At 70.0% G+C, this 26,130-nt stretch carries 22 protein-coding genes and 10 pseudogenes; 19 read left to right on the forward strand and 13 right to left on the reverse strand.

Translation table 11 applies throughout. The annotated features are described in order from the left end of the window. Positions 1 to 9 precede the first annotated feature (9 nt). Entirely contained in the window at positions 10 to 483 is a 474-nt protein-coding gene (locus FF86_RS14595; RefSeq protein ID WP_044886031.1) for a MarR family winged helix-turn-helix transcriptional regulator, read from the reverse strand. Between the two features lie 75 nt (positions 484 to 558). On the opposite strand from FF86_RS14595, the gene FF86_RS48710 reads away from it, so the two are divergent. Both FF86_RS48710 and FF86_RS48715 read left to right on the forward strand, forming a co-directional pair. Then, the coding region (locus FF86_RS48710; RefSeq protein ID WP_242418772.1) for an epoxide hydrolase family protein at positions 559 to 1,196 on the forward strand (638 nt) is incomplete at its 3' end. Position 1,197: 1 nt separating this feature from the next. Next, positions 1,198 to 1,647, forward strand: a pseudogene (locus tag FF86_RS48715) (alpha/beta fold hydrolase); the annotation flags it as partial. A gap of 50 nt (positions 1,648 to 1,697) precedes the next feature. Here the strand turns inward: FF86_RS48715 and FF86_RS14605 are convergent. The 5 genes from FF86_RS14605 to FF86_RS14630 all read right to left on the reverse strand — a co-directional run bounded on the left by FF86_RS14605 (position 1,698) and on the right by FF86_RS14630 (position 6,398). After that, on the reverse strand, positions 1,698 to 2,045 hold the full coding sequence (locus FF86_RS14605) for a hypothetical protein (protein ID WP_044885987.1): 348 nt from the start codon (positions 2,043 to 2,045) through the stop codon (positions 1,698 to 1,700). Further along, complete coding sequence (locus FF86_RS14610) at positions 2,042 to 2,401, reverse strand: hypothetical protein (protein ID WP_044885988.1); 360 nt, start codon at positions 2,399 to 2,401, stop codon at positions 2,042 to 2,044. The genes FF86_RS14605 and FF86_RS14610 overlap by 4 nt, the downstream gene beginning before the upstream one ends. Beyond that, a complete protein-coding gene (locus FF86_RS14615) occupies positions 2,398 to 2,721 on the reverse strand; it encodes a PadR family transcriptional regulator (RefSeq protein ID WP_044885989.1) in 324 nt (107 codons plus the stop codon). Before FF86_RS14615 ends, FF86_RS14610 begins: the two co-directional genes overlap by 4 nt. A gap of 1,139 nt (positions 2,722 to 3,860) precedes the next feature. Further along, the gene (locus FF86_RS34230) at positions 3,861 to 5,900 is read right to left on the reverse strand and encodes a hypothetical protein (protein WP_206778459.1); all 2,040 of its coding nucleotides are present in this window, start codon (positions 5,898 to 5,900) and stop codon (positions 3,861 to 3,863) included. 87 nt (positions 5,901 to 5,987) lie between these two features. Further along, on the reverse strand, positions 5,988 to 6,398 hold the full coding sequence (locus tag FF86_RS14630; RefSeq protein WP_044885992.1) for a hypothetical protein: 411 nt from the start codon (positions 6,396 to 6,398) through the stop codon (positions 5,988 to 5,990). A gap of 1,363 nt (positions 6,399 to 7,761) precedes the next feature. Between FF86_RS14630 and FF86_RS31935 the strand changes: the two genes are divergently transcribed. From FF86_RS31935 to FF86_RS14690, 13 genes and pseudogenes are all read left to right on the forward strand, one after another. Then, on the forward strand, positions 7,762 to 8,013 hold the full coding sequence (locus tag FF86_RS31935) for a type II toxin-antitoxin system VapB family antitoxin (protein ID WP_044885994.1): 252 nt from the start codon (positions 7,762 to 7,764) through the stop codon (positions 8,011 to 8,013). Then, complete coding sequence (locus FF86_RS14645) at positions 8,010 to 8,414, forward strand: type II toxin-antitoxin system VapC family toxin (RefSeq protein ID WP_044885995.1); 405 nt, start codon at positions 8,010 to 8,012, stop codon at positions 8,412 to 8,414. Before FF86_RS31935 ends, FF86_RS14645 begins: the two co-directional genes overlap by 4 nt. A gap of 182 nt (positions 8,415 to 8,596) precedes the next feature. Continuing rightward, positions 8,597 to 9,319, forward strand: a complete 723-nt coding sequence (locus tag FF86_RS14650; RefSeq protein ID WP_199865418.1) for a hypothetical protein — start codon at positions 8,597 to 8,599, stop codon at positions 9,317 to 9,319. 306 nt (positions 9,320 to 9,625) lie between these two features. Beyond that, positions 9,626 to 9,970, forward strand: coding sequence for a hypothetical protein (locus FF86_RS48720; RefSeq protein WP_044885996.1), 345 nt, complete (start codon positions 9,626 to 9,628; stop codon positions 9,968 to 9,970). Positions 9,971 to 10,156: 186 nt separating this feature from the next. After that, entirely contained in the window at positions 10,157 to 10,387 is a 231-nt protein-coding gene (locus FF86_RS14660; protein ID WP_128423324.1) for a hypothetical protein, read from the forward strand. Positions 10,388 to 12,193: 1,806 nt separating this feature from the next. Further along, positions 12,194 to 12,621 (forward strand): J domain-containing protein (locus FF86_RS66470; RefSeq protein WP_206778952.1); only part of this gene is annotated, 428 nt, incomplete at its 3' end. A gap of 666 nt (positions 12,622 to 13,287) precedes the next feature. Beyond that, positions 13,288 to 14,829 (forward strand): carboxylesterase/lipase family protein, encoded by a 1,542-nt coding sequence (locus FF86_RS14675; RefSeq protein ID WP_044886001.1) that lies wholly within the window; start codon positions 13,288 to 13,290, stop codon positions 14,827 to 14,829. 217 nt (positions 14,830 to 15,046) lie between these two features. Further along, positions 15,047 to 15,379, forward strand: a 333-nt coding sequence (locus FF86_RS48725; RefSeq protein ID WP_242418774.1) for a nuclear transport factor 2 family protein, incomplete at its 3' end; no start/stop codon positions are given. A 629-nt stretch (positions 15,380 to 16,008) separates the two neighbouring features. Then, positions 16,009 to 16,695: ATP-binding protein (locus tag FF86_RS48730; RefSeq protein WP_255355795.1), on the forward strand; the 687-nt coding region annotated here is incomplete at its 3' end. A 1-nt stretch (position 16,696) separates the two neighbouring features. Then, a pseudogene (locus FF86_RS48735) lies at positions 16,697 to 17,113 on the forward strand (DUF4143 domain-containing protein); the annotation flags it as partial. 1 nt (position 17,114) lies between these two features. Further along, positions 17,115 to 17,277: pseudogene (locus FF86_RS66475) on the forward strand (AAA family ATPase); the annotation flags it as partial. A 480-nt stretch (positions 17,278 to 17,757) separates the two neighbouring features. Beyond that, a pseudogene (locus FF86_RS48740) lies at positions 17,758 to 17,946 on the forward strand (Fe-S cluster assembly protein HesB); the annotation flags it as partial. 1 nt (position 17,947) lies between these two features. After that, positions 17,948 to 18,324: pseudogene (locus FF86_RS14690) on the forward strand (HhH-GPD-type base excision DNA repair protein); the annotation flags it as partial. 74 nt (positions 18,325 to 18,398) lie between these two features. Here FF86_RS14690 and FF86_RS14695 read toward each other — a convergent pair. From FF86_RS14695 to FF86_RS66485, 5 genes and pseudogenes are all read right to left on the reverse strand, one after another. Then, positions 18,399 to 18,782, reverse strand: a complete 384-nt coding sequence (locus FF86_RS14695) for a type II toxin-antitoxin system VapC family toxin (RefSeq protein ID WP_044886004.1) — start codon at positions 18,780 to 18,782, stop codon at positions 18,399 to 18,401. Further along, positions 18,779 to 18,997, reverse strand: a 219-nt coding sequence (locus FF86_RS14700; RefSeq protein WP_242418776.1) for a type II toxin-antitoxin system Phd/YefM family antitoxin, incomplete at its 5' end; no start/stop codon positions are given. The genes FF86_RS14700 and FF86_RS14695, both read right to left, overlap by 4 nt. Before the next feature lie 457 nt (positions 18,998 to 19,454). Next, positions 19,455 to 19,685: pseudogene (locus tag FF86_RS35915) on the reverse strand (hypothetical protein); the annotation flags it as partial. Positions 19,686 to 21,914: 2,229 nt separating this feature from the next. Then, positions 21,915 to 21,976: pseudogene (locus FF86_RS66480) on the reverse strand (toll/interleukin-1 receptor domain-containing protein); the annotation flags it as partial. A gap of 1 nt (position 21,977) precedes the next feature. Next, positions 21,978 to 22,169: pseudogene (locus tag FF86_RS66485) on the reverse strand (hypothetical protein); the annotation flags it as partial. 90 nt (positions 22,170 to 22,259) lie between these two features. Between FF86_RS66485 and FF86_RS62420 the strand changes: the two are divergent. The 3 genes and pseudogenes from FF86_RS62420 to FF86_RS14715 form a co-directional block, all read left to right on the forward strand. Further along, positions 22,260 to 22,356: pseudogene (locus FF86_RS62420) on the forward strand (LLM class F420-dependent oxidoreductase); the annotation flags it as partial. A gap of 1 nt (position 22,357) precedes the next feature. Further along, positions 22,358 to 23,180: pseudogene (locus FF86_RS14710) on the forward strand (LLM class F420-dependent oxidoreductase); the annotation flags it as partial. Positions 23,181 to 23,357: 177 nt separating this feature from the next. After that, positions 23,358 to 24,134 carry an SDR family NAD(P)-dependent oxidoreductase gene (locus tag FF86_RS14715; RefSeq protein ID WP_044886008.1) on the forward strand — a complete coding sequence of 259 codons (777 nt, stop codon included), beginning with the start codon at positions 23,358 to 23,360 and terminating at the stop codon, positions 24,132 to 24,134. A 158-nt stretch (positions 24,135 to 24,292) separates the two neighbouring features. Here FF86_RS14715 and FF86_RS14720 read toward each other — a convergent pair whose 3' ends face one another. After that, the gene (locus tag FF86_RS14720) at positions 24,293 to 24,730 is read right to left on the reverse strand and encodes a GNAT family N-acetyltransferase (RefSeq protein WP_157866949.1); all 438 of its coding nucleotides are present in this window, start codon (positions 24,728 to 24,730) and stop codon (positions 24,293 to 24,295) included. Positions 24,731 to 24,840: 110 nt separating this feature from the next. After that, a complete protein-coding gene (locus tag FF86_RS14725; RefSeq protein WP_044886010.1) occupies positions 24,841 to 25,455 on the reverse strand; it encodes a TetR/AcrR family transcriptional regulator in 615 nt (204 codons plus the stop codon). A 121-nt stretch (positions 25,456 to 25,576) separates the two neighbouring features. On the opposite strand from FF86_RS14725, the gene FF86_RS14730 reads away from it, so the two are divergent. Further along, complete coding sequence (locus FF86_RS14730) at positions 25,577 to 26,041, forward strand: cupin domain-containing protein (protein ID WP_044886011.1); 465 nt, start codon at positions 25,577 to 25,579, stop codon at positions 26,039 to 26,041. Positions 26,042 to 26,130 lie beyond the last annotated feature (89 nt).

The raw sequence follows: 26,130 nt of genomic DNA on the forward strand, positions 1-26,130 counted from the left end.
CCAGCCGTGTCAGCGTGCCGAGTGATGATCGTCTATGCGTTGCAGGAGACGGATCAGTTCCGCACGTTCGGTCGGGGTCAGCGGGGCGAGCAGTTCGTCCTGGGTCTGGTCGACGAGCCGGTCCAGGGTGCGCAGCCGGGAGCGTCCGGCCGGGGTCAGCGTGACGATGTTGCGGCGCTGGTCGGTGGGGTCGGGGGCGCGTTCCACGTACGCGGCCTCGGTCAGGCCGCCCAGCACGGCCACCATGTCGCTGCGGTGGATGCCGGTGCGCTCGCTGAGTGCGGACTGACTCGCCGGACCGCCGTCGCGGAGCGTGACAAGCGTCGCGTACTGCCACCGCGTCGCCCCCGCCGCGGTGAGGCGGGCGTGCGAGATCCGGTCCGCGTGCACCGCGCCGCGGCCGAGGAGCCGGGTAGCCAGCGACCGTAGGCGCGCGGGGACGGCAGAGGGGTCGGTCGGCCCGTGGTGGCCGCGTTCCGGCATGGACCGCATCGTAGCGCCTTGCGTTTGTCGCACCAACGATTTACGTTAGTGTTCCGAACGTTAGGAGGACTAACGATGAGGATCGAACCCTTCCGCGTCGACGTGCCGCAGGCCGACCTCGACGACCTGCACGCACGCCTCGACCGCACCCGCTGGCCCGACGAGTTGCCCGGCGCCGGAGACGAGTTCGGCGTGCCGCTGGCCAGGGTCAGGGAGCTGGCCGACCACTGGCGCCGCCGTTACGACTGGCGGGCGGCGGAGGCCGAGCTGAACAGCCATCCGCAGTTCATCACCGAGATCGACGGCCAGCGGATCCACTTCCTCCACGTGCGCTGCCCGCGGCCGGACGCGCTCCCGCTGGTGCTGACCCACGGCTGGCCGGGATCGGTGGTGGAGTTTCTTGACGTGATCGGGCCGCTCTCGGCCGAGTTCCACCTGGTCGTCCCGTCGATCCCGGGCTGGGGCTTCTCCGGCCCGACGCGCGAGCGCGGCTGGGATGTCGACCGCGTGGCACGTGCCTGGGCGGAGCTGATGCGCGGCCTGGGCTACCGGCGGTACGGCGCCCATGGTGGTGACTGGGGGACATCGGTGTCCCGGGCGCTGTCGCAGCACGACGCCGAACACGTCGTCGGGATCCACCTCAACTATCTCCCGACCCCACCGTTGCCCGGCGACCCGGACCGCGCCCGGCTGGCCCAGGGAGACCAGGAGCGNCTCGCCCAGACCGAGGCCTACCTGCGCGACCAGCCGGCGGTTCGGAAGATCAACGGCACCCGGCCGCAGACCCCGGCGTACGCCCTCAACGACTCGCCGGTCGGGCTGCTCGCCTGGCTGCTCGACCCGATGACGATGTGGGCGGCCCCGGACTTCTCGATCAGCCCCGACCGGGTGCTCACGAACGTGACGCTCTTCTGGCTGACTGGCACCGCCGGCTCGGCACCGCGCCTGCACCGGGAGACCGGCGGGCCGCCATCGTGGCGGACCGTCCAACCGGTGGGCGTCCTCGTCCTGCCCGAGGACATCACCCGCCCGATCCGTCCGTACGCCGAGCGGCGGATGCCGATCGCCCGGTGGACGGAGGCCGACCGTGGCGGGCACTTCCCGGGGCTTGAGGTACCCGAGCTGCTCGCCGCCGACATCCGTGCCTTTTTCCAGAGCCTGTGAGGCCGACAGCCCCGGCGTGCGATTGCCCGTCTGACGACGCGAGGGCTNCCTCATGCTCGCTGGTCGGGTCTCCGCTTCAACCAGCGGAACAGCGACAGGCCCGTCAGGAACAGGACGAGGACGGCGGGACCGACGTGCACGGTGATGAACCCAATGTAGTGAGGGCCGCCCCAGGCTCGTCGGTAGGTCTCGGGACGGCCGGGGTGCTCGGTGGCGAGGATGTATCCGGCCCGTGCGACGAGGAAGGCACCGGCCGCCAGGAGGAGAAGGCGAGCCGCCGCGCGCCGTAGTCGGGCGCCCCAGCCACCGGCCGGCGGTGGCGCGGGCCGGCGTGCCACGATCAGGCCCAGCGTGATCAGGCCCGCCGCGACCAGCGCCGCTACGAGCAGGCCCGTCACGCCGGTTCGTGATCGCGGCGCCGGAGACGCCGCCTGGTCGCGGAGCCGGTCACCAGCGCTGTCGGTGCCAGAACCGCCACCAGCGCCAACGCCCGGAGCGGGGTGGTCGGAGCCCAGAGGATGTTGTCGGTCAGCCCTGCCCGCGAAGCCATGGCTTCGACGGCGGCCGTCGCGAGTACCGATCCCGCGATCTGGGCGACGCGTGGCCTGGCCCGGAGGCGGAGCCCGACGGCGTGGCGCAGGACGTCGACGATGGCGGCCAAGGTAAGTGGAGTCTCCTGGAGGAGCGCGGCGAACTCGTCGCCGTAGCGCGCCCGCCACGGCTTGGGATACAGGGCGAGAAGGAGACGCCTCATGCCTGGGCCAGCCGTGACTGCCCGGTCTGGATGACCCGGGACCAGGTCGCCAACTGGGCGGCCAGTGCCGCTCTCCCCGCCGCCGTGATCTCGTAGGGGCGGCGGCGATCGTCGCTGGGCAGTGCGGCGATCAGGCCGCGCTCCACCAGCTTGGTCAGTGAGCCGTACAGGGTGCCGGGACCGAGCCGGACCCCGGTCTGCTCCAACACATCCGCGGTGATCGCGTAACCGTGTTTGGCGCCGTCGCTCAGTGACAGCAGGACCAGAACTCCCGGCTCGCCGAAGCGTGCCAAGCCCTCATCTCGTTGGAATCTCGCCATGCGATGCATCGTATGGCGTAGTAGTGGGGGGCGGCAAAGCGCGAAGCGGCCCTGAACTCTCGGACTCGCGGCGACCGCGATGTCACTGCTCGGACGCCGGCGATCGCGAGACGAGGGGCGACGACGCCCACCGTGCGGTGGCCCGACCGGCGATGCAACGGTTGCGCTGGTCTCCCCGTCGGGGACGGACCCGTGCCCGCGCTCCAGGCCACGCTGGCACCCCGGATGGGCTCCCATTCGGGGCGTGGCCGAGGCGGCGGGAGTGGACCACTGACCGTCACCGGCCACGCGGAACCCGTCAAGGTAGTGAAGCGGACTGGTCAGGGTTCGGAGTTGCCCAACACGTCAACTCGCGGCCTGACCCACGTGGCCTGGCGGTCAGATCNGGTCGGCCACCGTGCGCGCCAGGCCCTCGAGTGGCCCGCGGTTTTCCGCCGGGTCATTGCTACGCACCAGGTCGATGGATACCCAGAAGTCGGCCTTCTTGACGAAGACCGCGTAGTCCTCGATATAAGCCTCGTCGCCGATGCCCGACAACGGTCGGAGCTCGTGGCCGATGCCGCGCTCGGNGGTGAGATAGTCCTTTGCCGTTTCCCCGACGAAGACTTCCACCTGGGTAGTCGGACCGCTGGGTGGCGCTGAATAGGTGCACTTCTCCGCTACCGACACGGGGCTGTTGAGCGACGTGCCGGCAAGGTGCTCGGCCTCCTGTCTGGACACGATCGCGCAGGGGTTCACTGCCGCGCTGGCCGCCGGCGTCGCTGGTGTCCCACTCTTCGATGCCCCGGTGGCCGCCGCGCCCTGGTGTCCGGCTGCGGGCGAAGGCGCAGTGTCCCCACTCGAGGGCGCAGCAGCCCCATTCGAGGGGCCGCATCCGGACAAGCCGAGCGCCANGAGGACCGCGAGCGCTGGCAGTGTTCCGCGGGCGGCGACGTGAATCCGATTCATCACAGGACGAGCCATCCGAATCCCCCACTTGTCGGCGCCCGCCGACGCACCCCCACGCCGGACAGACACGGTGAACTTACTCCTGGCCTGTCCGTGGCGAGGACGACCAGCACAGGCCCGGTAGCCGGGCCAGGGTGGCCCGGCTGTGGGAGCGCGGTCCGGCCCCGCACGAACCTCCTCCCGCGTCGGCGTCAGGTCGAGGATCGGCCGGTGACCCAGCGGACCGGGCGGCTCGGGTCGGGGTCGTAGCGGCAGGTGGTGCCGGTGCGCACGGTGTCGCGCAGCAGCCTGGCGACCGCGGGGTCGATCCGGTCGATCCGGTCGACGGCCGCGACGATGGCCTTGCGAACGGCGACGCGGGCGCGTTCCCGGGTGGAGCCGGCACGGCGGCGGCGTCCGCCGAGCCCGGTCGCGGCGGCCAGTTCGTCGAGCAGGGCCTGCCGTTCGAGGCGCGCCCGCTCCAGCCGTACGGGGTCGGCCCAGGCATCCGCCTCGGCCAGGTCGGCGTCGATCTCGGACAACCGGCGCCGGTACGCCGCGAGAGCCTGGGCGTCGAGAAGCTCGCCGGCGTCCGAATCCCCGACGCCGGCGCCGGCATGACCCGCGACCGCGTCGGAGAGGACGAGCGCGCTGATGTCCTGGCCGGGCCGCTCGACGAGATGGCGCAGGTAGTGCAACCCCTTGACGCCCGGAATCGCGACGGCCGTGTCGCGCGGGCCGACGGTCCAGACGTCCGCGGGGCCCGGCTGGAGATGGATCACCAGAACCGGGGCGGCGGGCGTCGTGGTGCTGGGCGTCGTGGTGCTGGGCGTCGTGGTGCTGGGCGTCGTGGTGCTGGGCGTTGGGGGGCTGGGCGTCGTGGGGCCGGGCGTCGTGGGGCCGGATGTCGTGGTACCGGGCTCGCGCGGGCTGCCGACGTCCCTGTCGCCGGCAGCGGGACCGGACTCCACCAGGCGGCCGGCCCACCAGGCGGCGCCGACGCGCCGGTAGGCCGTCAGGGCGCTGTGCCGCCAACGGGCGGCGTCGGCTCGGCCCAGCCGGCGACAGGCCTGGTGGAGATAGTCGTCGACGACGCCGTGGAAAGTCACCGCCCCGGCGTTGAGGACACCCCGGCCGGCGTACGGCTCCAGCAGCGCGACACCCTCATCGCAAAGATCGTCCAGTCGCAGTGCCGCGGCGACCTGCACCAGGCACCCGACGGTGAGCAGGAAGTCGACGTCACGGGCGACCGTGTGCAGGCCGGGTCCGGCCAGCTGTAGGGCCAGCCGCTCGGCGCGATCGGGCTCGCCGGCTTCCAGCCAGAACACGGCCGCCTCGGCGGTCACCGACGGGATGCCCTCGGCGGTCCCGAACGCCTCGAATCCCGCGGCCTCCTGCCGCAACGCCTCCCGGTCGCCGGCCTGCAGGGCACGGTCGGCGGCGAGGCTGTGCAGCACCGCCTCCCGGTCCGGCTCGGCGAGCGCGGCGCCGAGCTCGCGAGTCCGGGCGATGAGATCGTCGGCGCGGGCCAGGTCGGCGGTGGCCAGGGCGTGCATGGCTCGGCGGGACACGGCGAAGAACGCATCGCGCGGCGAGGCTGAGTCCGCCGCCAGGAGCTCCAGGGCCCGCAGCTGCCGCTGGACCGCGATTACGTCCAGCGCCTCCCAGGCCGCGGTCAGCCGCCACAGGTGCGCCGAGAGCCGCACCCCCGGGTCCGCCTGGTGCGCGGCGGCGTCCTCCAGCCTGGCCGCGAGCCTGGTCCGCTCCCGGTAGTCGTCGGGCCCCCACCGCGCCGACAGCGCCGCGTCGAGCGCATCGGCGAGCAGGGCCGGGTCCCCGATGTCGGTGGCGAGCCGTTCGGCCTGTCGGGCGAAGCCGCCGGCCCGGCCGGCATCGCCGCCGTAGACCCAGGCACGGGCGAGCGCCGCGGCCAGCCGGCAGCGGGTCGAGGGCGCGACGGCCACCGCATACGCCTCGTGCAGCAGCGCCGGCACCTGCCCCGGATGACTGCCGAACCGCTGCGTGGACGGCAGCCCCAGCGCCGCCGCGGCCATGGCCTCGACGTCACCCGCCGCGCGCGCCGCCGCGGCCATGGCCTCGACGTCACCCGCCGCGCGCGCCGCCGCGAACGCCTCGACGTAGGACGCCCGCCTCGCGTCGACGTGATCCTCGCTGCGGGCAGCGGCGGCGTCCGCCGGGGACGGCACCTCGGCCGTGGACGCGGCGGCAGACTCCGTCCGCGCCCCGTCCACGGCCGGGCTGTTCACGGCTGAGAGTGTATGGCGGCTGATCCGCCGCCGGGACCTCGTCCGCCGCCGGGTGAGGATCGAGGCATGCCGTCAGGGCCGGGCCAGGCGCACCTGGGCCGCATGCCGGGCCACCAGCGCGCTGTCCCAGTCCCCGGTGCAGTAGACCGTGAGGGCGCAGACCGCGCCGTCGGTGACGTCGGCTCGGATCAGTTCACGGCAGTACCACGTCTCCGCGCCCTGCTCCCATTCCTCCTCGACCTCGAGGAGGAAGCCGCCGCCGGTCACGTCGAACCGGGATCGCGGCACCCGGCCGGACACCGGATGCCCGGCCTTGCGCAGCGCGACCGACTCCTCAAGGCCGACGGCCTGCAGCCGCCACAGCGGCACGTTCAGATCACAGAACACGTCCGGCGTGAACAGGCCGTCCGGCGGGGTGTTCGTCTCCAGGAAGACCACGAGCTTCTCCGCCAGCTCCCGGGCCGTCGCCTCGTCGAGAGTCATCGCCTACTCACCGCTCTCGGACTGTGCCTGCATGTTCGCGGACACGACGGCNATCGTCGCCCGCATCTCGGCCGACGGGCTGAACTCGACCACCTGCGTGCCGGCCGTCACCTCCGGGGTGTGACCGGGCGGGGCATAGTAGGCGTCGCCCGCCACGTAGGTCTCCTCCCGGTCGGCGTAACGCAGCACGAACCGGCCGGACAGCACGAGTCCCCAGTGCTGGCACTGGCAGCGGTCGTCGGGCAGGCCCCGGAACACCGGCGCCCCGTCCGCATCCGCCTCGAACGTCTCGAATCCAACCGTGAAACCGTCAAGGTCGACGTATCGACCCTTGATGACGGGCGAGTCCACCAGCAGCGGGGCTTCGTCCTTACAGGTGCGCGGCATGACCTACCTCCCATGTTCGTCGACGCCGTCACCTGCTCCGGCGTGAAACCCGGCGTCACATCGTGACCCGCGACCGCACGACCCGGCCGCACCCGGCCCACCGTGCGGCCCGCAGCGCGGCCCGCCGTGCCCGCAACTGGTCGACGGGCCGCAACCGGAACCCGGGCTGGTCGGTACAGGCCGCGCGGGTCGGCCGGCGGAACCGGCGCGTCCCCCGGCATCACGGCGACCAGGCCGTCGAACAGCGCTCCCGGGACCGGAGAAACCCCGCTGCAAACCCCGCCGCGGGCAACACCGAGCGCACGGCTCAGCCCGCGTCCGACGCCTACCGCGCCGGCCACGATCCGGGTGATCTCCTCGCGGGTCGCGTACCAGTGGCAGTGGCCCAACGCTTCCGGGAACGGTGGGTCGGTCGCCCACCCGTACGACGGCCCGACGCCGAACCTGGTGGGAATCGCCGCGATCGGTCATCGTCAGAACGGTCGGCCCGCCGGCTACGACCGGATCGCCTTCACCTTCCGCGGGGCGTCGTTCCCCACCTACGAGTTCCGCTGGGTGGCCAGGAGCGAGCTCACCCAGGCGGACGGTCGGGTGGTGCCGATAGCCGGTGACGACGTCCTGCGAATCCTGTTCCTGCGCGCGAGCATCGACCTCACCGCGCCGCGGCGTGCTTCCGTCGCCGGCCTGGCCGATGTCGTCGAGTACGCGGTGGCCGACACCGAGACGCCCAACTTCTCGGTGGGGGTCGGCGTGCATCGGGAGATCTCGGGAGATCTACGAGTCGAATCCGCAGACCGGCGTGCGGGTGACGGAGATCCACGCGATGGTCCGCGGCCAGGAGCAGTGGGTCGTCGCCTTCGACGTGGGCCCGAACTGAGAAGCCGCTCCCGGCCCGAAGTCCGCGCGGCGGGCGGCGATCCGGCCAGTCGGTGTAGCATGGTGGAACTTGGAGCTTCCATGGTGGACGGGGTCGGAGATGGCGCTGAACATCAAGAACGAGGAGGCGCAGCGGCTCAGCCGCGAGTTGGCCGAGTTGACAGGGGAGACCATCACAACGGCCGTGACCGTGGCCATCCGTGAACGTCTGGACCGGATTCGTGCTGATCGCGAGTCGGGTGAACGGCGAGCCGCCCGCATCGTGGACCTTGGCCGCCAGATAGCGTCGGCGGTTTCCGCCTCTACTATGAGCATCGACGACCTCTATGATGATTATGGTTTGCCGGCATGATCGTGGACTCTTCCGCACTCGTCGCCATCATCCGAGCGGAGCCCGAGGCGCCTCGTTATGCCGCTGCCCTGGCCAACGCGGCCAGCCCGGCGATGTCAGCCGTGAATTACGTGGAGGCCGCGGTCGTCGTCGATTCGGTCCGTGACCCGGTCGCCAGTCGGCGGTTTGACGAACTCGTCAGGGTGGCTGACATAGAGGTGGTCGCGGTCACCGCGGAGCACGCGGCTCTGGCCAGGCAGGCGTACCGGGACTTTGGCCGGGGGAGCGGTAGCCCTGCCCGGCTGAACTTCGGTGACTGCTTTGCGTATGCGCTCACGGCCGCGCGGCGGGAGCCGCTGCTGTTCAAGGGCCTGGACTTCATCCACACCGACCTGGTGGCGGCCGACCTTCCCAACCGATAGCAGCGGTTGTGCGGTGAGGCTTCCCCTGAACCAGATCGACTGTGCTCCGGCATGCCGGCGGGAGCCGGCTGGCCTCGGTGCCGTGCCACCGCGGGAGCCGGCACCGCCCCGTCGTGGGACATTCGCTCGGTCCGGGCTACGGTGACGTGGTGGGACTGCATCTGAGCATGGACAGGTTCCCGGTGTCGGATACCACCGCTTTCGCGCGCGCGCAGATCGAGATACTGGCCCGCTCCGGCTGGAACACCTGCGAGTCCGTACGCGAGGGCACCGAAAGAGCCGGTCTTCCGGTGCCCTCGGCGGAATACCTGCGGGACGCTTTCACCCCGGACCAGTGGGATCGGGCACGCCGCGCGACGGTCGCGCTGTCCACTCATTTTGCCGACGCCCGGTTCGCCGACGCGGCCGTCTACGGCATCCTGCTGGTGCCCGATCCCGGCCGGCTCGACACCCGCGGCGGGCTCGACCCGGCTGTCCGCCGGGATCAGACCGGCTCGGACGCCGGCGATGTCGTGGACCGTGCTCTGCCGGCGGGCGAGGTGGCCGTCGAACCCGGGGTCCCGTGGACGATGGTCGCCACGATCACCGGCGCCGCAGGCATCCACCTCGGCAGCTACAACGACATCGTGAACGGCCCGGAGGCGGCGTACACCGTGGCGGGCGTCGACACCCGCCGTCTCATGGTCCGGCAGATCTGGGGGGCCCGGGTGTTGCAGAGCGGCGCCCAGCTGCCCGACTGCGAACAGGCAGGACACTGGACCTTCACGCTTCTGCCCGGCGAGCCGATGGTCAAGGGCCGCGCCGTGTCGGGGACCGTCCTGTACAACCGGGTCCGCTTCCGGCTGGGCAGCCCGAGCCGGGGTATCGCGGTGGTCCGGGCGTGCCCGGCACTGGTAATCAGTTGATCGCCGTGCGCACCGGCCCGCCACGGCGCCGCTGTGGGTTGTACTCGCGGCGGCGCCTGCCAGTGGGAGGCCCGGCCGCCTGACGGCTCACCGGCAGCGATGGACGTGCCTACCCACCCACGCACCGGCCGAATGCCGTGCCGGGCGTTAACCGCCCACGCCTCCAGCCCGGGCCCTCCTCACCCTGGCCGAGCGAGTCAGGGCGTCGGCGCGGGCGCGGGGACCGGCGGGCCGCAGTCAGACCGGCCGCGGTCTGTTCCAACACATTCGTGGCGATCGCGTAACCGTGTTTGGTGCCGTTGCTCAGTGACAGCAGGAGAAGCTGCCCTGAACTCTCGGACTCGCGGCGACCGCGATGTCACTGCTCGGACGCCGGCGATCGCGAGACGAGGGGCGAGGGACGACGACGCGGACGAGCTGCTGGCGAATGACCTGCTGGCCACCGACCATCGGTGGCCGAGCCGCCGTCGCCGGACCGCCTGGACCACGTTCGCCACCCGGGGCGACCCTGGCTGGCCGGCCCACGATTCCGCCCGACGCCTCACCAAGGTCTTCGACACCGCCTCGCTCGTCACCGCCTACCCGGAGGAGCGATCCCGGCTGATCTGGCAGGACCACTCCTTTCCGCCCCTCCTCCTGCGCGTGATGTGAGGACTGTCCGGCGGGCGCGACAGTCCTGACCGCGATCGGGCTCGCCCACGGCGATGGCAGAGCCGCCGATTACCCACCGCCGCCCCTGATCCCTCCTGCCCGGCAGACATCGTGGACGAGCCACACCGAGATGACATACCGCGGTAGTTGCTACCCCGGTATTCTGGAGCGGTGAAGGTCGACAAGATGAGCGTCTCGTTCGACGGCGAACTGGGCGACGCGGTTCGGGACGCCGCCCGGCGCGCTGGCGTCGGGCTGTCGGCCTGGCTCGCGGGCGCCGCTGCCGCGAAGCTTCGAGCCGATGCCCTCGCCGAGTTCCTTGACTCGTGGGAGACGGCAAACCCGGCGTTGACGCCGGAGGAACTGGCGCGGGCTGAGCGCGAGCTGGGCCTGCGCGCGGATCAGTCGGCGGCGTGAGCGCGCTCGTTCTCGACGCGGGCGCGCTTCTGGCTGTCGAGCGCGGCGATCGGGAGATGGTCGCCCGACTCCGGGTTGCGCAGCAGNGGGGCATCGGGCTACGGAGCAACGCCGTCGTCGTTGCCCAGGTCTGGCGGGATCACGCCGGGCGGCAGGCCGCGCTGACCCGCCTGCTACGCGCGGTGGAGGTGTGCACCGTTGACGACCGGACCGGCCGCGATGCCGGTGTGCTACTTGGCCGCACCGGTACCTCCGATGTGGTTGACGCGATGGTCGCCCTGCTCGTCCGCCCAGGCGACCGCATCCTGACCAGCGACCCCAAGGACATTACCCGGCTCGTTCAGGCGGGCGGCGTACCAGCCGTGGTGGTGCGCTGCTGACAACCCACCAGCCGGCTTCCCGCGGCGGACGATCCGCTGACGAACGATGCGGGTGCAGTCGCTCTGCCGGTTGATCCTGGNCTCCTACGACGGCGACGTGGCGGCGGTCCGGACNAGCGCGGCGGACGGCCGTGTGCTTGTTGAAATAGGTCGCGGCACTGCCGGGTTCCGGCGCGCAGAAGGCGAAGATCTTCGTTGCACTGCTGGCCGGCAACTCGGTGTCGATCCTCCGGGCTGGGGGAGGCCGCCACTGCGTTCGATGAGGCTGGGAGCTACCTCTCGGTGGCCGACATCGTCGATCAGCACTATCGCGACAAGGTCCGCGGCGACAAAAAGCAGAGGAAGGCCGCCGGTGAGGCCGGAGCCGCATGAGCTGCGGTTCCGTACGACCGGCAGTGACGACCGCAGCGCTCGTCTTTGATCAGGTGTGCTGATCACTTCGGCGGCAACCATATCTCCAAGCGAAGCCGGGCGATGAGAGAAACGCGGGAGACGGCCGGCCATCACGTAGAATTCGCACCAAAGGTGGTCGGCTGACAACACGATGGATGGGTTCGATGATGCCTTCCGAGTGGGAAAATGCCCCTTCCGATTCAGGCCACGGACCCGTGCAGCCGTGGTCACCAGTCGGCTCACCGGGGAACGCCCATCCCGGTCGTGACGTGGTGCTGCGTTCCCCGGCCGGACGTTCCCCGGCCGGACGTTCCCCGGCCGTCGTGGGCCAGGCGCGGACGTCGACCACTTTCCGTGCGGAGGAGCTGCCCTTCTCGTCGGGCGCGAAGCTGCGCGACGAGTGCTGGAGTGAGCTCGATGGCGCGGTGAAGGCCCGCATGGAGGCCCGGACCGGACCGATCTACGCCTGGTGGGCGATCGTGCAGGGCGACGACCAGCGGGTCAAGGGCGTNGCCTTCGGGCCCAGGGGACTCTGNCTCGCCGAACCGGCGATCCGTACGGATCATTCGCCGACCTACCGGCTCAGCTCGTACCTGCTGCGCGAGGGGTCTCTGCGGCGCAAGGCGATCGAGCACCGGCCACCGCCCGGCCCCGGCCGCAGCCGCCCGACTGTCGGCACCACGCCGGGGTTGGAGAATCGCTACCTGCCACCGCCGGATTCCCGCGCGGCGCTGCCGATCAAGATCGGTGCGCCGGCGCGGCGGGCCTTCGGCTACCTTCCCGCGTATGCGCAACACCTGCTGCAGGAGCCCTTCCTGGACGGGCAGGAGATTCTGNGGACCGAGTGGCACTACGAGGGATACGACAACAACGGCTGGCCTTCCGAGCTCGCCAACTACACCTTCGTCCTGGCCGGTCCAGCCCAGGTGACCGTCGCGGCCGGAAGCATGATCGTGCCGGCGGGTCACACGGCCGCGACGGCGCACTGGTCACTGGCCTGCTACCGCGGCGACGTCGTCCAGCGGATCGGACGATGACCCCGCTCGGACGACTGATTCGCGATCTCGGTGACAACAATGCCTACGACATACTCGGGGTGACCAGCACCGCCAGTCAGGCGGAAATCCACCGGCAGTACCGGGCCCGCGCCCGGGAAAACCATCCCGATAATCCGGACAGCAGAGACCGGGATTCGGATCGCCGGATGCGGCTCATCACCCTCGCCTACGAGATCCTGAAAAGATGGCGGGACGGCTATGACGCCCACCTGCGGTCGGTTTCGGCCGCCTCGGTGGCCGGGTCGGCCGGCGGCCCCCGAAAATCTCGCGCGGCATCGACCAGCCAGAACGCCAGGAACCCACGCCGGACCAGCCTGTGGGATCAGCCCTCACCGCAAGGTCCGCCACCTCCGCCACCTCCGCCACCTCCTCCACCACCGCCTCCGCCTCCGCCGCCACCTCCNCCGCCACCTCCTCCACCACCGCCTCCGCCTCCGCCGCCACCTCCGCCACCTTCGTGGCCGACCGGAGGGTCTTACCCGGGTGCCTACCAGTGGCCGACGAACCGGTACTATCCAACCGGTCACTACGAGTGGCGGAATTATCCGCCCCGGGGGCGCCCTTCGCCTTTTCCCGGCCAGCCGCGAGTGTTTCCCAATTCCGCGATGTCGCCGCCATCGCTGCTGGCAACCGAAATTTACGAGATCATGGTCTTCTTTGCGGTAATCCTGATGCCGCCGGCCGGACTGCTCGCCGTCTGGTATGGCAGAAGATGGAGGAGGGATCTCGCGCGGAACGATCTCCAGGCTGCTCGCCGAGCATGGCAATGGAGCCGGATCTGGGTCGTGATCGGAGTCGTGGTCGGCCTGCTCTGCGCGATGATCATAGTTGGGGCACTTTCCGACCCCTCGTCGTCATAGGCGACTCGGGACGGGCGTCAACCTCCGCCTCGACGGGGGATTGATCCCTACCGTCAACCGCCCGCTCCGGTCAGCTCGCACGCGTGCACCTCTGGCCACCTCCCCGCGTATTGATCGCCGATAAATGGTTGGCGAGGCTTCCGGTCCTGCGTGATGATGCTGCCGCCCGCGGTCACGATCGAGTGCCCGGCGTCCGCGCAGGAGGAACCATGACGACCGCCGTCGCCGGACCGGCGTCTGCCGCGTCCCAGCCCGAGGTCCGCGCGGCGGGCGGGGCGCTGCGCGGCAGCCTGGAGTCGGGCGTGGCGGTCTTTCGTGGCATCCCCTACGCCGAGCCGCCGGTCGGCGGGCTCCGCTTCGCCGCGCCGCGGCCGGCCGCGAGCTGGGACGGAGTGCGGGCGGCCCGGTCCTACGGCCCCCCACCGCCGCAGTCCGAGGTGCTCGGCCGGGACCCGTCATCCCAGGGCGCGGCGGGCGACGACTGGCTGACGGTCAACGTCTGGTCGCCTGAGCCCGGCCCGGCCGCGACGCTTCCGGTGATGGTCTGGATCTACGGCGGTGCGTACGCGATCGGCGCGTCCAGCCGGCCCGAGTTCGACGGCGGTCACCTGGCCCGGGACGGCGGCGTGGTCGTGGTGACCTTCAACTACCGCCTCGGGATGGAGGGCTTCGCCCAGATCGCCGGAGCGCCCCCCAACCGCGGCCTGCTCGACCAGGTCGCCGCCCTGGAATGGGTACGCGACAACATCGCCGCCTTCGGTGGCGACCCGAACGAGATCACGGTGTTCGGCGAGTCCGCCGGCGGCGGATCGGTCGCCGCCCTGCTGGCCATGCCCCGGGCGGCCGGGCTGTTCCGCCGAGCCGTCGCCCAGAGCGTGCCGGGCACCTTCTTCTCGCCGCAGCTCGCCGCCGACATCGCCAGCACCTGCGCCGACGAACTGGGACTGCGTCCCTGCGTCGCGGACCTGGCAGGCGTGGACCCGGCTCTGCTGGCCCTCGCCGGTGACACCGTGGCCGCCACGATGGCCGCCCGGGCGCAGCGCTGGGGCCAGGCCGCACACCGGTCGATCCTGTTCGCGCCCGTCGTCGACGGCGAGGTCCTGCCGGCCACGCCGTGGCAGGCTGTGGCGGCCGGCTCCAGCCGGGAGGTAGACCTTCTCGCCGGCCACACCCGCGACGAACAGCGGTTGTTCACCGCCCTCACCGGCCTGCTCGGCCAGGTGACATCCGATCAGGCGGCGACCGCGCTCCAGGTCTTCGCCCCCGGCCCGGACGGCGCCCGCCGTTACCGTGACGCCTACCCGGACGCGGGCCCCGACGAGTTGTACGAACTGGTGCACTCGGACTGGCTGTTCCGGATGCCCACCCTGCACCTCGCGCAGGCGCAGGTCGCGGGCGGCGGCCAGGTGCACCTCTACGAGTTGACCTGGCCGGCCCCGGGCCTGGGCGGCGCCCTCGGCGCCTGCCACGGCCTCGACGTTCCGCTTGTGTTCGGCACCCTCACCAGCGGCCAGCCTGCCCTGCTGATCGGCGAGCGCCCCACCTCCGAGGCGATGGCGCTGTCGGCGCGGATGCGGGCCGCCTGGACCACGTTCGCCACCCGGGGCGACCCCGGCTGGCCGCCCTACGATCGCGACCGACGCCTCACCCAGGTCTTCGACTCCACCTCGCTCGTCACCGCCTACCCGGAGGAGCGATCCCGGCTGATCTGGCAGGACCACTCCTTTCCGCCCCTCCTCCGTGCGATGTGACGACCGTCCGGCGGGCGTGGTTGGCCGTGAGCGGACCGCCCTGGCTGGCGTTCCTCCGGATGGCCCACCTCCTCCCGGTCGGACCAGCCAAGCTTGCAAGTGGAGTCCAGACTTCGATACCGTTGCGGAGTCGCGACTTTGTTTTGGCGGTTCGATGCTGCCGGCACCTGATCCAGGTGACGTCATTCGCATGGTTGTCGCTGGCGTGGGCCGGCTGATGGCCGACGATCTAGCGTCGGACGAGCGAGAACGTCAGCTCGACGTACTCGCCGGTCTGTATGCGGAACGGACGGATGTGCGGCATCCGCTCGCACCGCTCGGCGATCATCCGTTGCGAACCCGTGCCGAGCTACGGGAGCACTTCGCGGCGGGGGCCGGTGGGGCAGCCGGCATCCGACGGTTCGAGCCGACGAACATCGTCGTGCATCGGACGGCGGACCCCGAGCTGATCGTCGTCGAGTTCACGTACGTCGGGACGGGCGACCGCGGCGAGTTCACACTGCCGTGCGTCTTTGTCGTCCGTGTCCACGACGGGCACATCGTCGAGTCCNGCGACTACGGCGACCACATAGGCCGGGCCCGGGCGTTCGGTCAGCTTGGACTGTTGGCGGGCGCGCTCGCCGACGAAGCCGGTCGCGCACCCGAGGATTCGGGGAGCGCCTGCTGAGCAACAGCCACTCGCTACGGACCGGCGGACCCGGCTCGGTCAAACAGCGATGGCTCGATGCACGCGGCCGCACCAGATTCGCGCACGCAGGTCATCGACCTGAGCGCCGACGACGACCGTGCGGTGTTGCCGGTCTGGGCTGACCGGCAACACCGGCGAACTCATCCCGCGGCCGGTTGCCTGTCGAGGCCGGGTTGGCGGGAGCTACGGTGATGGCGCGGGACTNCATCTGAGCCAGATCGCCGAGGCGGACGAGCTGCTGACCAACGCCCGTTGGCGCTGCTGATCGGGATGGTGCTGGACCAGCCAGTATCGGCAGGCTGGAACAGGACGGGACGGTCCGCACCCATCTGACACGTAGCGCCTGACACGTAGCGCCAGGTTCTGGTCCGCCGCACCGCGTTTGTAACCCCCGCTGCCCTCCGCGGCGGGGCTGCCTGCGAGGTCGGATCGGCAGACCTGCGGGCCTGCTATCGGAAGACTAGAGTATCTGCTGTTGGTAGAGTAGGGATGTGGTCCACTATCGGCGTCGTGTCCTCGACGACACACTGGACCCACTTCAGCCGCATCTTCGCGCTCTGTCGATCCACGGGCCGAAGGCGGTGGGCAAGACCGCGACCGCGATGCGGCGCGCAGAGTCGATCATCGATCTCAGCCTTCCCGGCCAGCGTGAGATCGTGGCCGCCGATCCGACCGTCCTGACCCGGCTGCCGGGGCCGGTCCTGGTCGACGAGTGGCAGCGCCTTCCCGAGGTGTGGGACCACGTGCGGCGCGCGGTCGACGCTGGCTCGCCGGCCGGTCACTTCATCATGGCGGGCAGTTCCGTACCCAGAGGGGCAGTGGTCCACTCGGGCGCAGGGCGTATCGTGCCGTTGCGAATGCGCCCGCTGAGCATGGCCGAGCGGGACGTCGACGAGCCGACTGTGAGCCTCGCCGCGCTCCTCGAAGGAAACGGCGACGTCGGGGGTGCGACCGCCGTGCGGTTGACGGACTACGTCGAGGAGATCACGGCATCGGGCTTTCCCGCTATCCGCAGCCTGCCGCCGCGGGTGCGTCGAGCCGAACTCGATGCGTACCTGGACAATGTCGTTCAACGGGAGTTTCCCGAGCAGGGTTACCCGATCCGGCGCCCGACGGTACTGCGCGCCTGGCTCGCCGCCTATGCTGCCGCCACGTCGACGACGACGGCCTACTCGAAANTTCTGGATGCGGCGACTCCCGGCCTGGGTAACAAGCCAGCGAAGGAGACCACTCTTGCCTATCGTGATGCTCTGTCGTCACTGTGGCTGCTCGACGCGGTCCCGCCGTGGATTCCCAGCCGGAACCATCTCGACCGGCTCGGCCGGTCCGCCAAGCATCATCTGGCGGATCCAGCGCTGGCCGCGCGGCTGCTCGGACTCGACAACTCCGCGCTGCTGCGGGCCGAGCAGGGCAATACCGTCCTGTCGGCGGGGACGATACTCGGGGCCCTGTTCGAGCATCTCGCCGCGCTCAGCATCCATACCTACGCCGAGGCCGCCGAGGCCCGGGTAGGTCACCTACGTACCCAGAACAACGACCATGAGGTCGATCTGATAGTCGAGCGCTCGGACGGCCGCGTGCTGGCGGTCGAGGTGANGTTGGCCGACCGGGTTGAGGATTCCGACGTCAGGCACCTGACCTGGCTACGCGACCGAATCGGGACAGATCTGATCGACGCCCTCGTCATCTACGCGGGGGAGCACGCCTATCGTCGACGTGATGATGTCGGCGTAGTCCCGCTGGCGCTGTTCGGTCCGTGACCGTCGGCACCGTCGACGGCCGCGAGCGTCGCGATCACATAAGGTGACGAGCCGCAGCGGCGGGACGCGCGTTGTCCGCGGTAGATGCGGATGTCCGATCGAGGTGTTCCGGTGCCCAACCAGCCACGGCTTGCGAGCAGAGGATCGCCGCCGACGGTCTCCGGGTGCGCGAGCCTGTGATGACCGTGCGGAACGTCGCGAACGAGGTCGGCCATCCGTGCAGCAGCAGCGTCGGAGGCGTGGTTCCGGAACGGGCTCGCGGAGAAGGCGCGCCTCGACCCCGTCGACGATCNCGGTGAACTACGTCGGATCTGCTCCAGTGTGTCGTCCGGTGTGGTGATCCGGAACGGTGTCAGCCGTCCCGCGTCCAGGCTCGATNCTCATCCGTCCCGTGCCTCAGTCCGTATTTGTCCGTCCCGGTCCCTTCCAGGTGGCGGGCGCCGTAGCGGTCCGCGTCAGGCGGTCGGCTACCGTAATGCCGTGGGACTGCACCTGAGCCAGATCGACGAGGCGGACGAGCTGCTGACGAACGACCCGTTGGCGCTGCTGATCGGGATGGTGCTGGATCAGCAGATCCCGTTGGAGCGGGCGTTCGCCGCGCCGTACGAGCTGGTAGTGCGGCTGGGACGGCCGCTGGATCCGGCGGAGCTCGCGGAGTTCGATCCGGACNAGCTGGGGGCGATCTTCTCCCGGCAGCCGGCGTTGCATCGTTTCCCGGGCTCGATGGCGAAGCGGGTGCAGTCGCTGTGCCGGCTGCTGCTCGACTCCTACGGTGGTGACGCGGCGGCGGTGTGGACGACGGCGGACGATGGCCGTCAGCTCCTCAGGCAGGTCGCGGCGCTGCCCGGCTTCGGCGAGCAGAAGGCGAAGATTTTCGTCGCCCTGCTCGGCAAGCAGCTCGGCGTGACCCCGCCCGGCTGGCGCGAGGCGTGTGCGCCGTTCGGCGAGGACGGCAGCTACCGCTCCGTCGCAGACATCAGCAGCCCCGAGTCCCGCAGCAAGGTCCGGGACTACAAGAAGGCGATGAAGGTGGCGGCCAAGGCGTAGCCGCCCTGATCGTCGATATCGCGCTATCCCGAGTCACTGGTCTTCGACGTCACGTCCGGAGGGGCAGCCTTTTTCTAGATCGCCACAATCGTGATGAGATCTTCGAGGCCGGCAAGGTCGGCGGCGTTGCGGGTGTAGATGCTGGCCCCGTGGGCGTGCGCCGTCGCCGCGATCAGCAGGTCCATCGTCCGTGCCCGTGGCTGGCGGCCGATTTCGACCACTCGGGCGGCCAGTCGTCCGTAGCTGTCGGCGACGGCGTCGTCTACCGGTAGCGGGTCGAATCGTCGTTGGAGCGCACTGAGCCGGGCGAGTCGGTTCGCGCGGGCCTCGGGGGTCTTAGCGACGAGAATGCCGAACTGGAGTTCGGCGATGCTGATGACGCTGACCGCCAGTTCGCCGGGGATCGGGAGGACATCGGTGGCGACCAGCACGCTGGTGTCGAGGACGCCACGATTCATCGATCTTCCCAGGGGTCCGTCAGGGTGTTGTCGACGAGGTCGCGATCCCCGGACCAGTCGGCGACGGCCGGCAGGGCGAAGACCTCCGCGAAATCGTCCCAACGCCGCCATGCACGCGGGGTCACTGGACCGAGAACGGCTGCCGGCCGACCGGAGACGGTGATCGTCAGTCGCTCGCCGGCCTGGGCCCGCCGCACCAGCTCGCTCGCGTTCTGNCGCACCTCACGCAGCCCTATCTCGTCCATGACCTCATGATAGCACTTGTGCTACCCGCTGCCGCCGGCGGGGACCGCCGGGAGGCAATGAAGATCATTAGATGTCGGGGCCGTCCGTTCCTTGTTTACCGAACTTGCTGGGATTAGCAGATCCCGTTGGAGCGGGCGTTTGCGGCGCCGTATGAGCTGACGAGCTTTTACCCGCGGGGTCGAGAGGTGCATGATGCATGCTTCTGCGGATAGGTCGTGTGTATGAGGTACGCGACTGGTGGTGGGTTGACTGCCGCGGATCGAGAGCACCCCGTTGGGCGCGCCGATCGCGACGGCCGCGAACCCCTCGGAGGCATAGTGGCGTGCGCGGGACACGTTGCCGGGGGCCGTTGTGTGCTGCCCCTCGCCGGCGTCTCAGGAAGGCGGGGCCGGTGGCGGGTAGCCACCGGCCCCGCCGCGGGGCGTGTCAGGCCTGCGGCTGGCGCTGCCAGGCGAACGGGCCGAACGCGTTGGCGCCCGCCGGGTAGTTCGCGCTGGGCTTCACGGTCAGCTTGAGCCATTCGAGCGGGAACGTACTGCCGTGCACGACGATCCGGTGGAAGTTCTCCACGTCGTACCCGGGGTGCGCAGCGGACTCGTTTGCGCAGCTGACCTCGCCGGCAGCGGAGTCGGTGACGCACGGAGCGGTCGGCGAGAGNGGGTTGTCCGATCTGTAGACGTGCGAGTCACCGTTGATCAGCAGAACGGGCTTGCCGAACGCGGTCGTGTGTGACGCGATGCTGGAGACCAGCGGCTCGTAGTTGGTCAGGTGNGCCGCGGTCTTGCCGTCGAGGTCCCACATGTCGGCCTGCGTGGAGATGACGACCGAGGTGTCGCCGTTCTGGCGGGCCTGGGCGAACGCGTGGTCGAGCCAACGCAGGTCGGCACCGGTGCGTTCCGCGGCCTCCCGCGCCTGCGCGGTGCTCATCGTCGGCGCGCCGTACCAGATGTCGGCGTCGTTGTTCGAGCCACCCGGCACATTCAGCGTGACGAACAGCGTGCCCTTCCGCTCGAAGATGACGTTCTCGACGTACTGCGCGTCCGACGGGAACGCCGGGTCGTACTCCTTCGCCTGCGACTGGACGGGCAGCTTGCCGCTGCCGAGGGTCTTCCCGGCCGTGGGGAAGAACAGCGAGCGCAGGAGCGCGAGGTTCGCGACCGGGTCGCCGCCGGCGTAGTCGACCGGCTGGCCGGTGGCCGGGTCGGTCACATACTTGATCTTCCCTGTGGTCGGGTCGTACGTGCCGCCGCCCTCACCCGCCTTGTGGCAGTCGGTCCATTCGTTGTCGCCCGGGGTGTAGACCAGCGGCACCTGGTACTGCTGCCAGAGCTGTGCGATCGACTGGTCGTACTGGGCGGTGCAGTACTGCTTGCCCGAGTGGATGTCCCCGATGTGCATGGCCAGGCCGACGGCCGGGTCCGAGTTGATCGAGTTGATGAACGCCGGAGTGGCGAGGAACTCGGAGTTGTCCGTCGGCGTGGTGCCATACGGCTCGTCGCCGTACACAGCGAGCGTGAGCGCACCCGGATCGGCCGGCGGACTGGCCGCGGCAGGAAGTGCGGTCAACGCCACGAGCACGGCGGCGGCCCCCATGGCGAACAGCGATCTACGCATCTACAGGTAGGTCCCCTCTGTCCGACCCCCGTCGGACCTAGCAGGGGACCGTAGCTGCTGCACAGCACTACGACCTGGCCTTTATGTGTCGCTCGCCTGTACAGCAACACAACCGCCACGTGCCGCGGGCTGACCGGACCACGTCCGGGGAGGGGGATGTATCAGTCCGTTCACTGCGCGTCGACCTCGCCGACGACGGTCGCCATGCCGGGCGAAGTCCGGCATGATCGCTCTACGGCCGGCTCGGACCCCTTCCCAGCCTTCGCTGGTTGGCACTTGCCTGAGTGGACCTCGGAGGTCGCCGGAGATCCAAGGCGCCTCGTTCGTGACCCCGATCCGAGGAGTAGGACGGGGATCGGGCGGAGCTCGGGGCGTTCGACCCNGACGAGCTGGGCGCGAGTTTCTCNCGGCGGCCGGCGTGGCGCTGCCCGGCTGGCACGAGGCGTGTGCCCCCTTCGGCGAGGACGGCCCCTTATCCCTCGTGAAGTATGTGGTAAATTAAGCCGCCATTCGCTCTGTCTGGCGGACAGAGTTCGTTATTTTTGAACCAAAATGTCACGTCTCTTTGCTCGCCGGGATCNCTGGCATATATACGGTATGTAGTCCTGTCGCTTCGACTGGCTTCCTCGTCCCTGGAAAAAATCTGGTATTCGTCCGCGGACTCACCGGCTCCACTGGCGAGGGTACGGGTTCCCGTCGGGGAATATTCGACGCCGGCCTTGCCGGGTTTCCCGCGGACTCCAGGTTTCCCACGGACTCCACTTCTAGGATCTAGGGTGAAGTTGGTGTCGGCGTACCGGGAACCGTTGCTGTCGGCCCTGACGGCGACCTAGGAGAGTTCATGACCAGGATTACCGGAGCGACCAGAGTGATCGCGGCGCCGATAGTTAGAGCAACGCGGTGCGACCGGCAAGAATATTCGCCCGATTTATCCTTGTTCTTGTGGGGCGGTTCGTGAATCGGGTTTACAATCGCGAGATTCGCGCGCGGACGGGCATTGGCGGTCGATCCACCTGTAACGATCTGCAGGCCAGAACACGCATCCGATTACAACGGCGACCGACCGGGGGTCGGGGTTTCCGGCCACGGTCATGTGCCTCGCGGCTGCCCGTGTCCGCGGTGGTTGGTGCCGCAGGGTCCGCGGAAAATCGGGTGGTTCCGTAGAAGGCCGCCGCCCGGTTGGGTGCACGCCACCAAACAGTGCGGCGGCATCGGCGGCGTTCCTGGGAATATGCGGTCCGAGCGGTCTGCCGCCGGGGAAATCGGGTTTGGTCAACGACAGTCCTCGATCCGGACTGGCACCAGGCGGCGTCTGAAACCCTGGGGGTCGGCACNGTAGACGGCCTGCCATTCTACCTTTCCGTGTACAGTCGAGAGAAACGATTCGGAGAGTATGGCGAGTGTGTGAGCGGATCGTTCGACCAGCGACTCGAGTGCGTCCGGGGGAAGCGTCCGTCCGCCGCGCCACGGATCACCTAGCCGGTTGACCAAGGTGGGACTGGCGGCGTCCTCGCCCGCGAGACCCAACCTTCTTCGGTAGCCCCTGGTTCGGCGCCGGCACTGGATTCCACTGAAGTGGTTTCGATAGTTCGGGGTGACGTGGTTAGCGTGGGCGGCATGATCCCGATCGGGCTCGCGCTCGTGCCACCCGGACCCGAGGCGTCGAACGCCATCGATGTGCTGGTCGGCCAGGTCAGAGACGCCGCGGCGGCCGNCATCGGCTCGGTCTGGCTGGGCCAGCAGTACGACCTCGACGCGCTCACCGCCCTCGCCGTGCTGGCCGTCCACGTGCCCGGGATCGGGCTCGGCACCGCCGTCACCGTCACCCACAGCCGACATCCGATCACCATGTCCAGCCAGGCGCAGACCGTTCAGGCGGCCAGTGGTGGTCGGCTCACTCTCGGCCTCGGCGTGCTGCACCGGCGGCCGGTCGCGCGGCGCTTCGGCATCGATCTCGACGGCCCCGCTACGTATATGCGCGAATACCTCTGCGCCCTGCGGCCGCTGCTGCGCGACGGCACGGTCGTCTTCGAGGGAGACATGATCACCGCCGACACCAGCGGTTTCGCCGGTCACGTCGCCGGGAGCACCCCGCCCGTCGTCCTTGTCGCCGCGCTCGGCACGGCCATGCTCCGCGTCGCCGGCGAACTCGCCGACGGAGCCATGACCTGGATGGCCGGGCCCCGGACGATCGAGCACCACATCGTGCCCGCCATCACCGCCGCTGCCGCCGGGGCGCCGCAGGTCGCGGTCAGCCTGCCGGTCTGCGTCACCGACCACCCCGAGGAGGCCCGCCGACGCGCCGCCGCTCACCTCGCCTGCTATGCCGAGCTGCCCTCCTACCGGGCCATGCTCGACCACGAAGGCGCGACCAACCCCGCCGACGTCGCGATCATCGGCGACGAGCGGCACCTCGAAGCGCAGCTCCATCGCCTCGCCGACGCCGGCGCCACCAACTTCATCGCCAACACCACCGGGATCACCACTCCCGCCGAGCGCGATCGCACCCTCCAAGCCCTCGGCGGCCTGGCCGGGTGAGCCCGGTGGTCGTCCTTCGGGCCGACTCGTCTATCGGGCTTGGGCGCCCGGCCGGGATTCGACTCCTGTGCGTCATGACGTGGAACATTCCCGTTCACTCCGACGGGTGAGGCTTACGTCGGCATCGCCAGCCGGATTCGCCGCCGCGGTGGTCTCCCCGAGCTCCCTGGAGGAAGCGTGGTCGCCTCGTCGGTCGTCATCACGGGAGCGGCGTCCGGCATCGGGCGAGCGTGCGTGGAGTTGTTCGCCGCCCGGGGGTTCGGGGTCGTCGCGGTCGACCTGGACGAGGCCGGGCTGTCCGCCCTGATCGGCCGGCCGGCATCGGAGCAGGTCGTGCCGCTCGTCGGGGACGTCTCCCGCGAGGAGACCGGTACGGCCATGGCGCAGCTCGCGCTCGATCGGTTCGGGCGGCTGGACGTCGCGGTCCTTAATGCAGGGATCGGCGGGACCCTGCCGTGGGAGGACGCCGATGCGATCGATCGGCTTGACCGGATCCTTGCCGTCAATGTGCGAGGCGTCGCGATCGGGATACGTTCTGTCGTTCCGGCCATGCGCGCCGGCGGCGGCGGCGCGATCGTCGTGACCGCGTCCAGTGCCGGGCTGCAGGGGGAGCCGGGGAACTGGGCGTACAACGCGTCCAAGGCGGCGGTGATCAACATGGTGCGCGCCGCGGCACTCGATCACGCGGCCCAGCGCATCCGGATCAACGCGGTGGCGCCGGGCCTCAGCGAGACCCCCTTGACGGCGCGGCACCGGACCGAGCCGGAGTCCACGGCGGCGGTAGGCCGGCGGATCCCGATGCAGCGCTGGGGACAGGCGCGTGAGCACGCGGCGGCCATCTGGTTCCTGGCCTCGCCCGAGGCGTCCTACATCACCGGTACGACGCTGGTCGCCGACGGAGGGCTCACCGCCCACCACGGCGCGGCGCCGCTGCCGTCTCACCCACAGCCCTGAGCTGGCCTGGCGTGAGAGTTCGCGCATTTCAGTGGAACGCCGCGTGCACTCGAGGTTGAGGGATCGACGCTCGCTGACGGAGTCGGTCCACGACAGGTGTCCAGGCACTCCAAGCTGCCCGCCCCGGCACGGTTGCAAGTAGGGTAGCCGGCGAAAGTTCAGGGACGTCGCATGAGTCGAATCCTGTACGGCTCGTAACCGAGTCGCCCGAAGAACCGCTGTGCGTCCGTGTTGAAACTTCCCGTGTTGAGTCGCAGCGTATCCAGGGATCGGCTGGCTGCGTGCTGTTCCGCCGTGGTCATCAGGGCGCGGCCGATGCCAGATCTCCGCCTGGCGGGGTGAGTGCAGAGGTGATGGATATGCAGGACGTTGGATGACTGCCGGAAGGCGTCTGCTTCCAGGCGTTGCTCCTCGGCGTACAGGTAGCCAAGTGCCTGGCCATCCTCGTCGGCAAGCAGCACCAGCACGTTCGGTGCGGTCAGCCGCTCCCGGAAGTAGGCGGCGGCGGCGGTTGTGTCAGGCGCACGGAAATCGGTTGGCTGCATACGGACATGCAACTCCTGAACGTCGGCGTTCAACTCGCCGAGAGCGGTCACATCCGCCATCGTCGCGGACCGAATTGTGCGAGTCCCAGTCACCGGGTCATTGTGGATCTCGCGCCCACGGAAGTACATCGATTTATCGGCGCTGACCCTGTCCTGCGCTGTCAGGCGGGCGGGTCGGTGAAGGCGGCTCGGGTGAGGGTGGTGGCCGTACATACCGCGCTGGCGATCGCTTCCTCCGGTGGCAGCCGGCACAGGTCGGTCAGGACGAACAGGGCTTCGGCGCTGACGGTGATTGCCAGGTCGAGCTTCAGGCGGTCCAGCGCGGCGGGGCTGAGGTAGGCCGGACCGGCCGGGTCCTGGAACGGCGCGAGGGCGTGGTCGATCAGGCCGAAACGAAGGCCGGGGCGGTCCCGCGCCCGGAGCGGTGCGGTGATCGTGTGGGAGATCGTCGCCCGCACCGCGCCCTGGTAGGCGAGCACATGGCGCAGGAGGTGCTCGCAGGCGAAGGCGACGCGCTCCCCGGGATCGGTCGACCCGATGATCGGGGCGAGAGCCTGCGCCGGCTCCGGCCACAGTCCGCCCAGGGCCTCCTGGATCAGCGAGACCAGGTCGGGGAAGTAGCGGTAGGCGGTGGCCTCGGAGACCAGGGCGAGCTGCGCGACCTGCGGCATCGTGACCTCGGCTCCCGAGCGGATCAGCTCACGGCATGCCTCCACGATGGCCTTGCGGGTCCTGGCCTTCTGATTCGTCCGGCCGGTGGCGCCTGATACGGCCATCTCACGTCCCCCTCCTCATCATGATGGCGATGTCTCTTCGCGAGAGTACGCTTGCATCAGTGAAGCGAGCTCGCTATCTTCATGCGTGTCAGCTCTCACGAAGAAGTGTGGAGGAGATCCCATGGGCACCAAGGCTTCGATCGTCGGACCCGGGGGTGGAGAGGCCGTGCACCTCGGCCCGGCGACGATGCGCATCCTGGAGGACGGCAGCACCACCGGCCATCGCATCGGCATCGGCGAGATCACCCTCGCCCCGCACACCGACGGCCCGCCCCAACATCGGCACGGCCGGCACGACGAGGGCTTCTACGTCGTCTCCGGGACCGCCCGGTTCACCGTCGGCACCACCACCTACGACGCGCCGGCCGGCACCCTCGCGATGATCCCGCCCGGCGCGCCGCACACCTTCGCCAACCCCGGCGACGAACCACTGGTGCTGCTCAACACCTTCACCCCGGACCTGTATGTGCAGTACTTCCGCGACCTGCGGGAGATGATCGCCCAGACCGGCCCCGCGACGCCCGAGGCGACCGCACAGGTCATGAGTCGGTACGCCACCGAGGTGGCCACCGACTACGCCGACTGATCGGCCCCGCACCCGGCCGCCCCGGCCGCCCCCAGCCGAACCCGCGCGGTGCGCCGCCCCTTCGCGCGGCGCCGCGCGGCACCCGTTCT

Source organism: Frankia sp. CpI1-P (genome assembly GCF_001421075.1).
Taxonomy (GTDB): Bacteria; Actinomycetota; Actinomycetes; order Frankiales; family Frankiaceae; genus Frankia; species Frankia torreyi.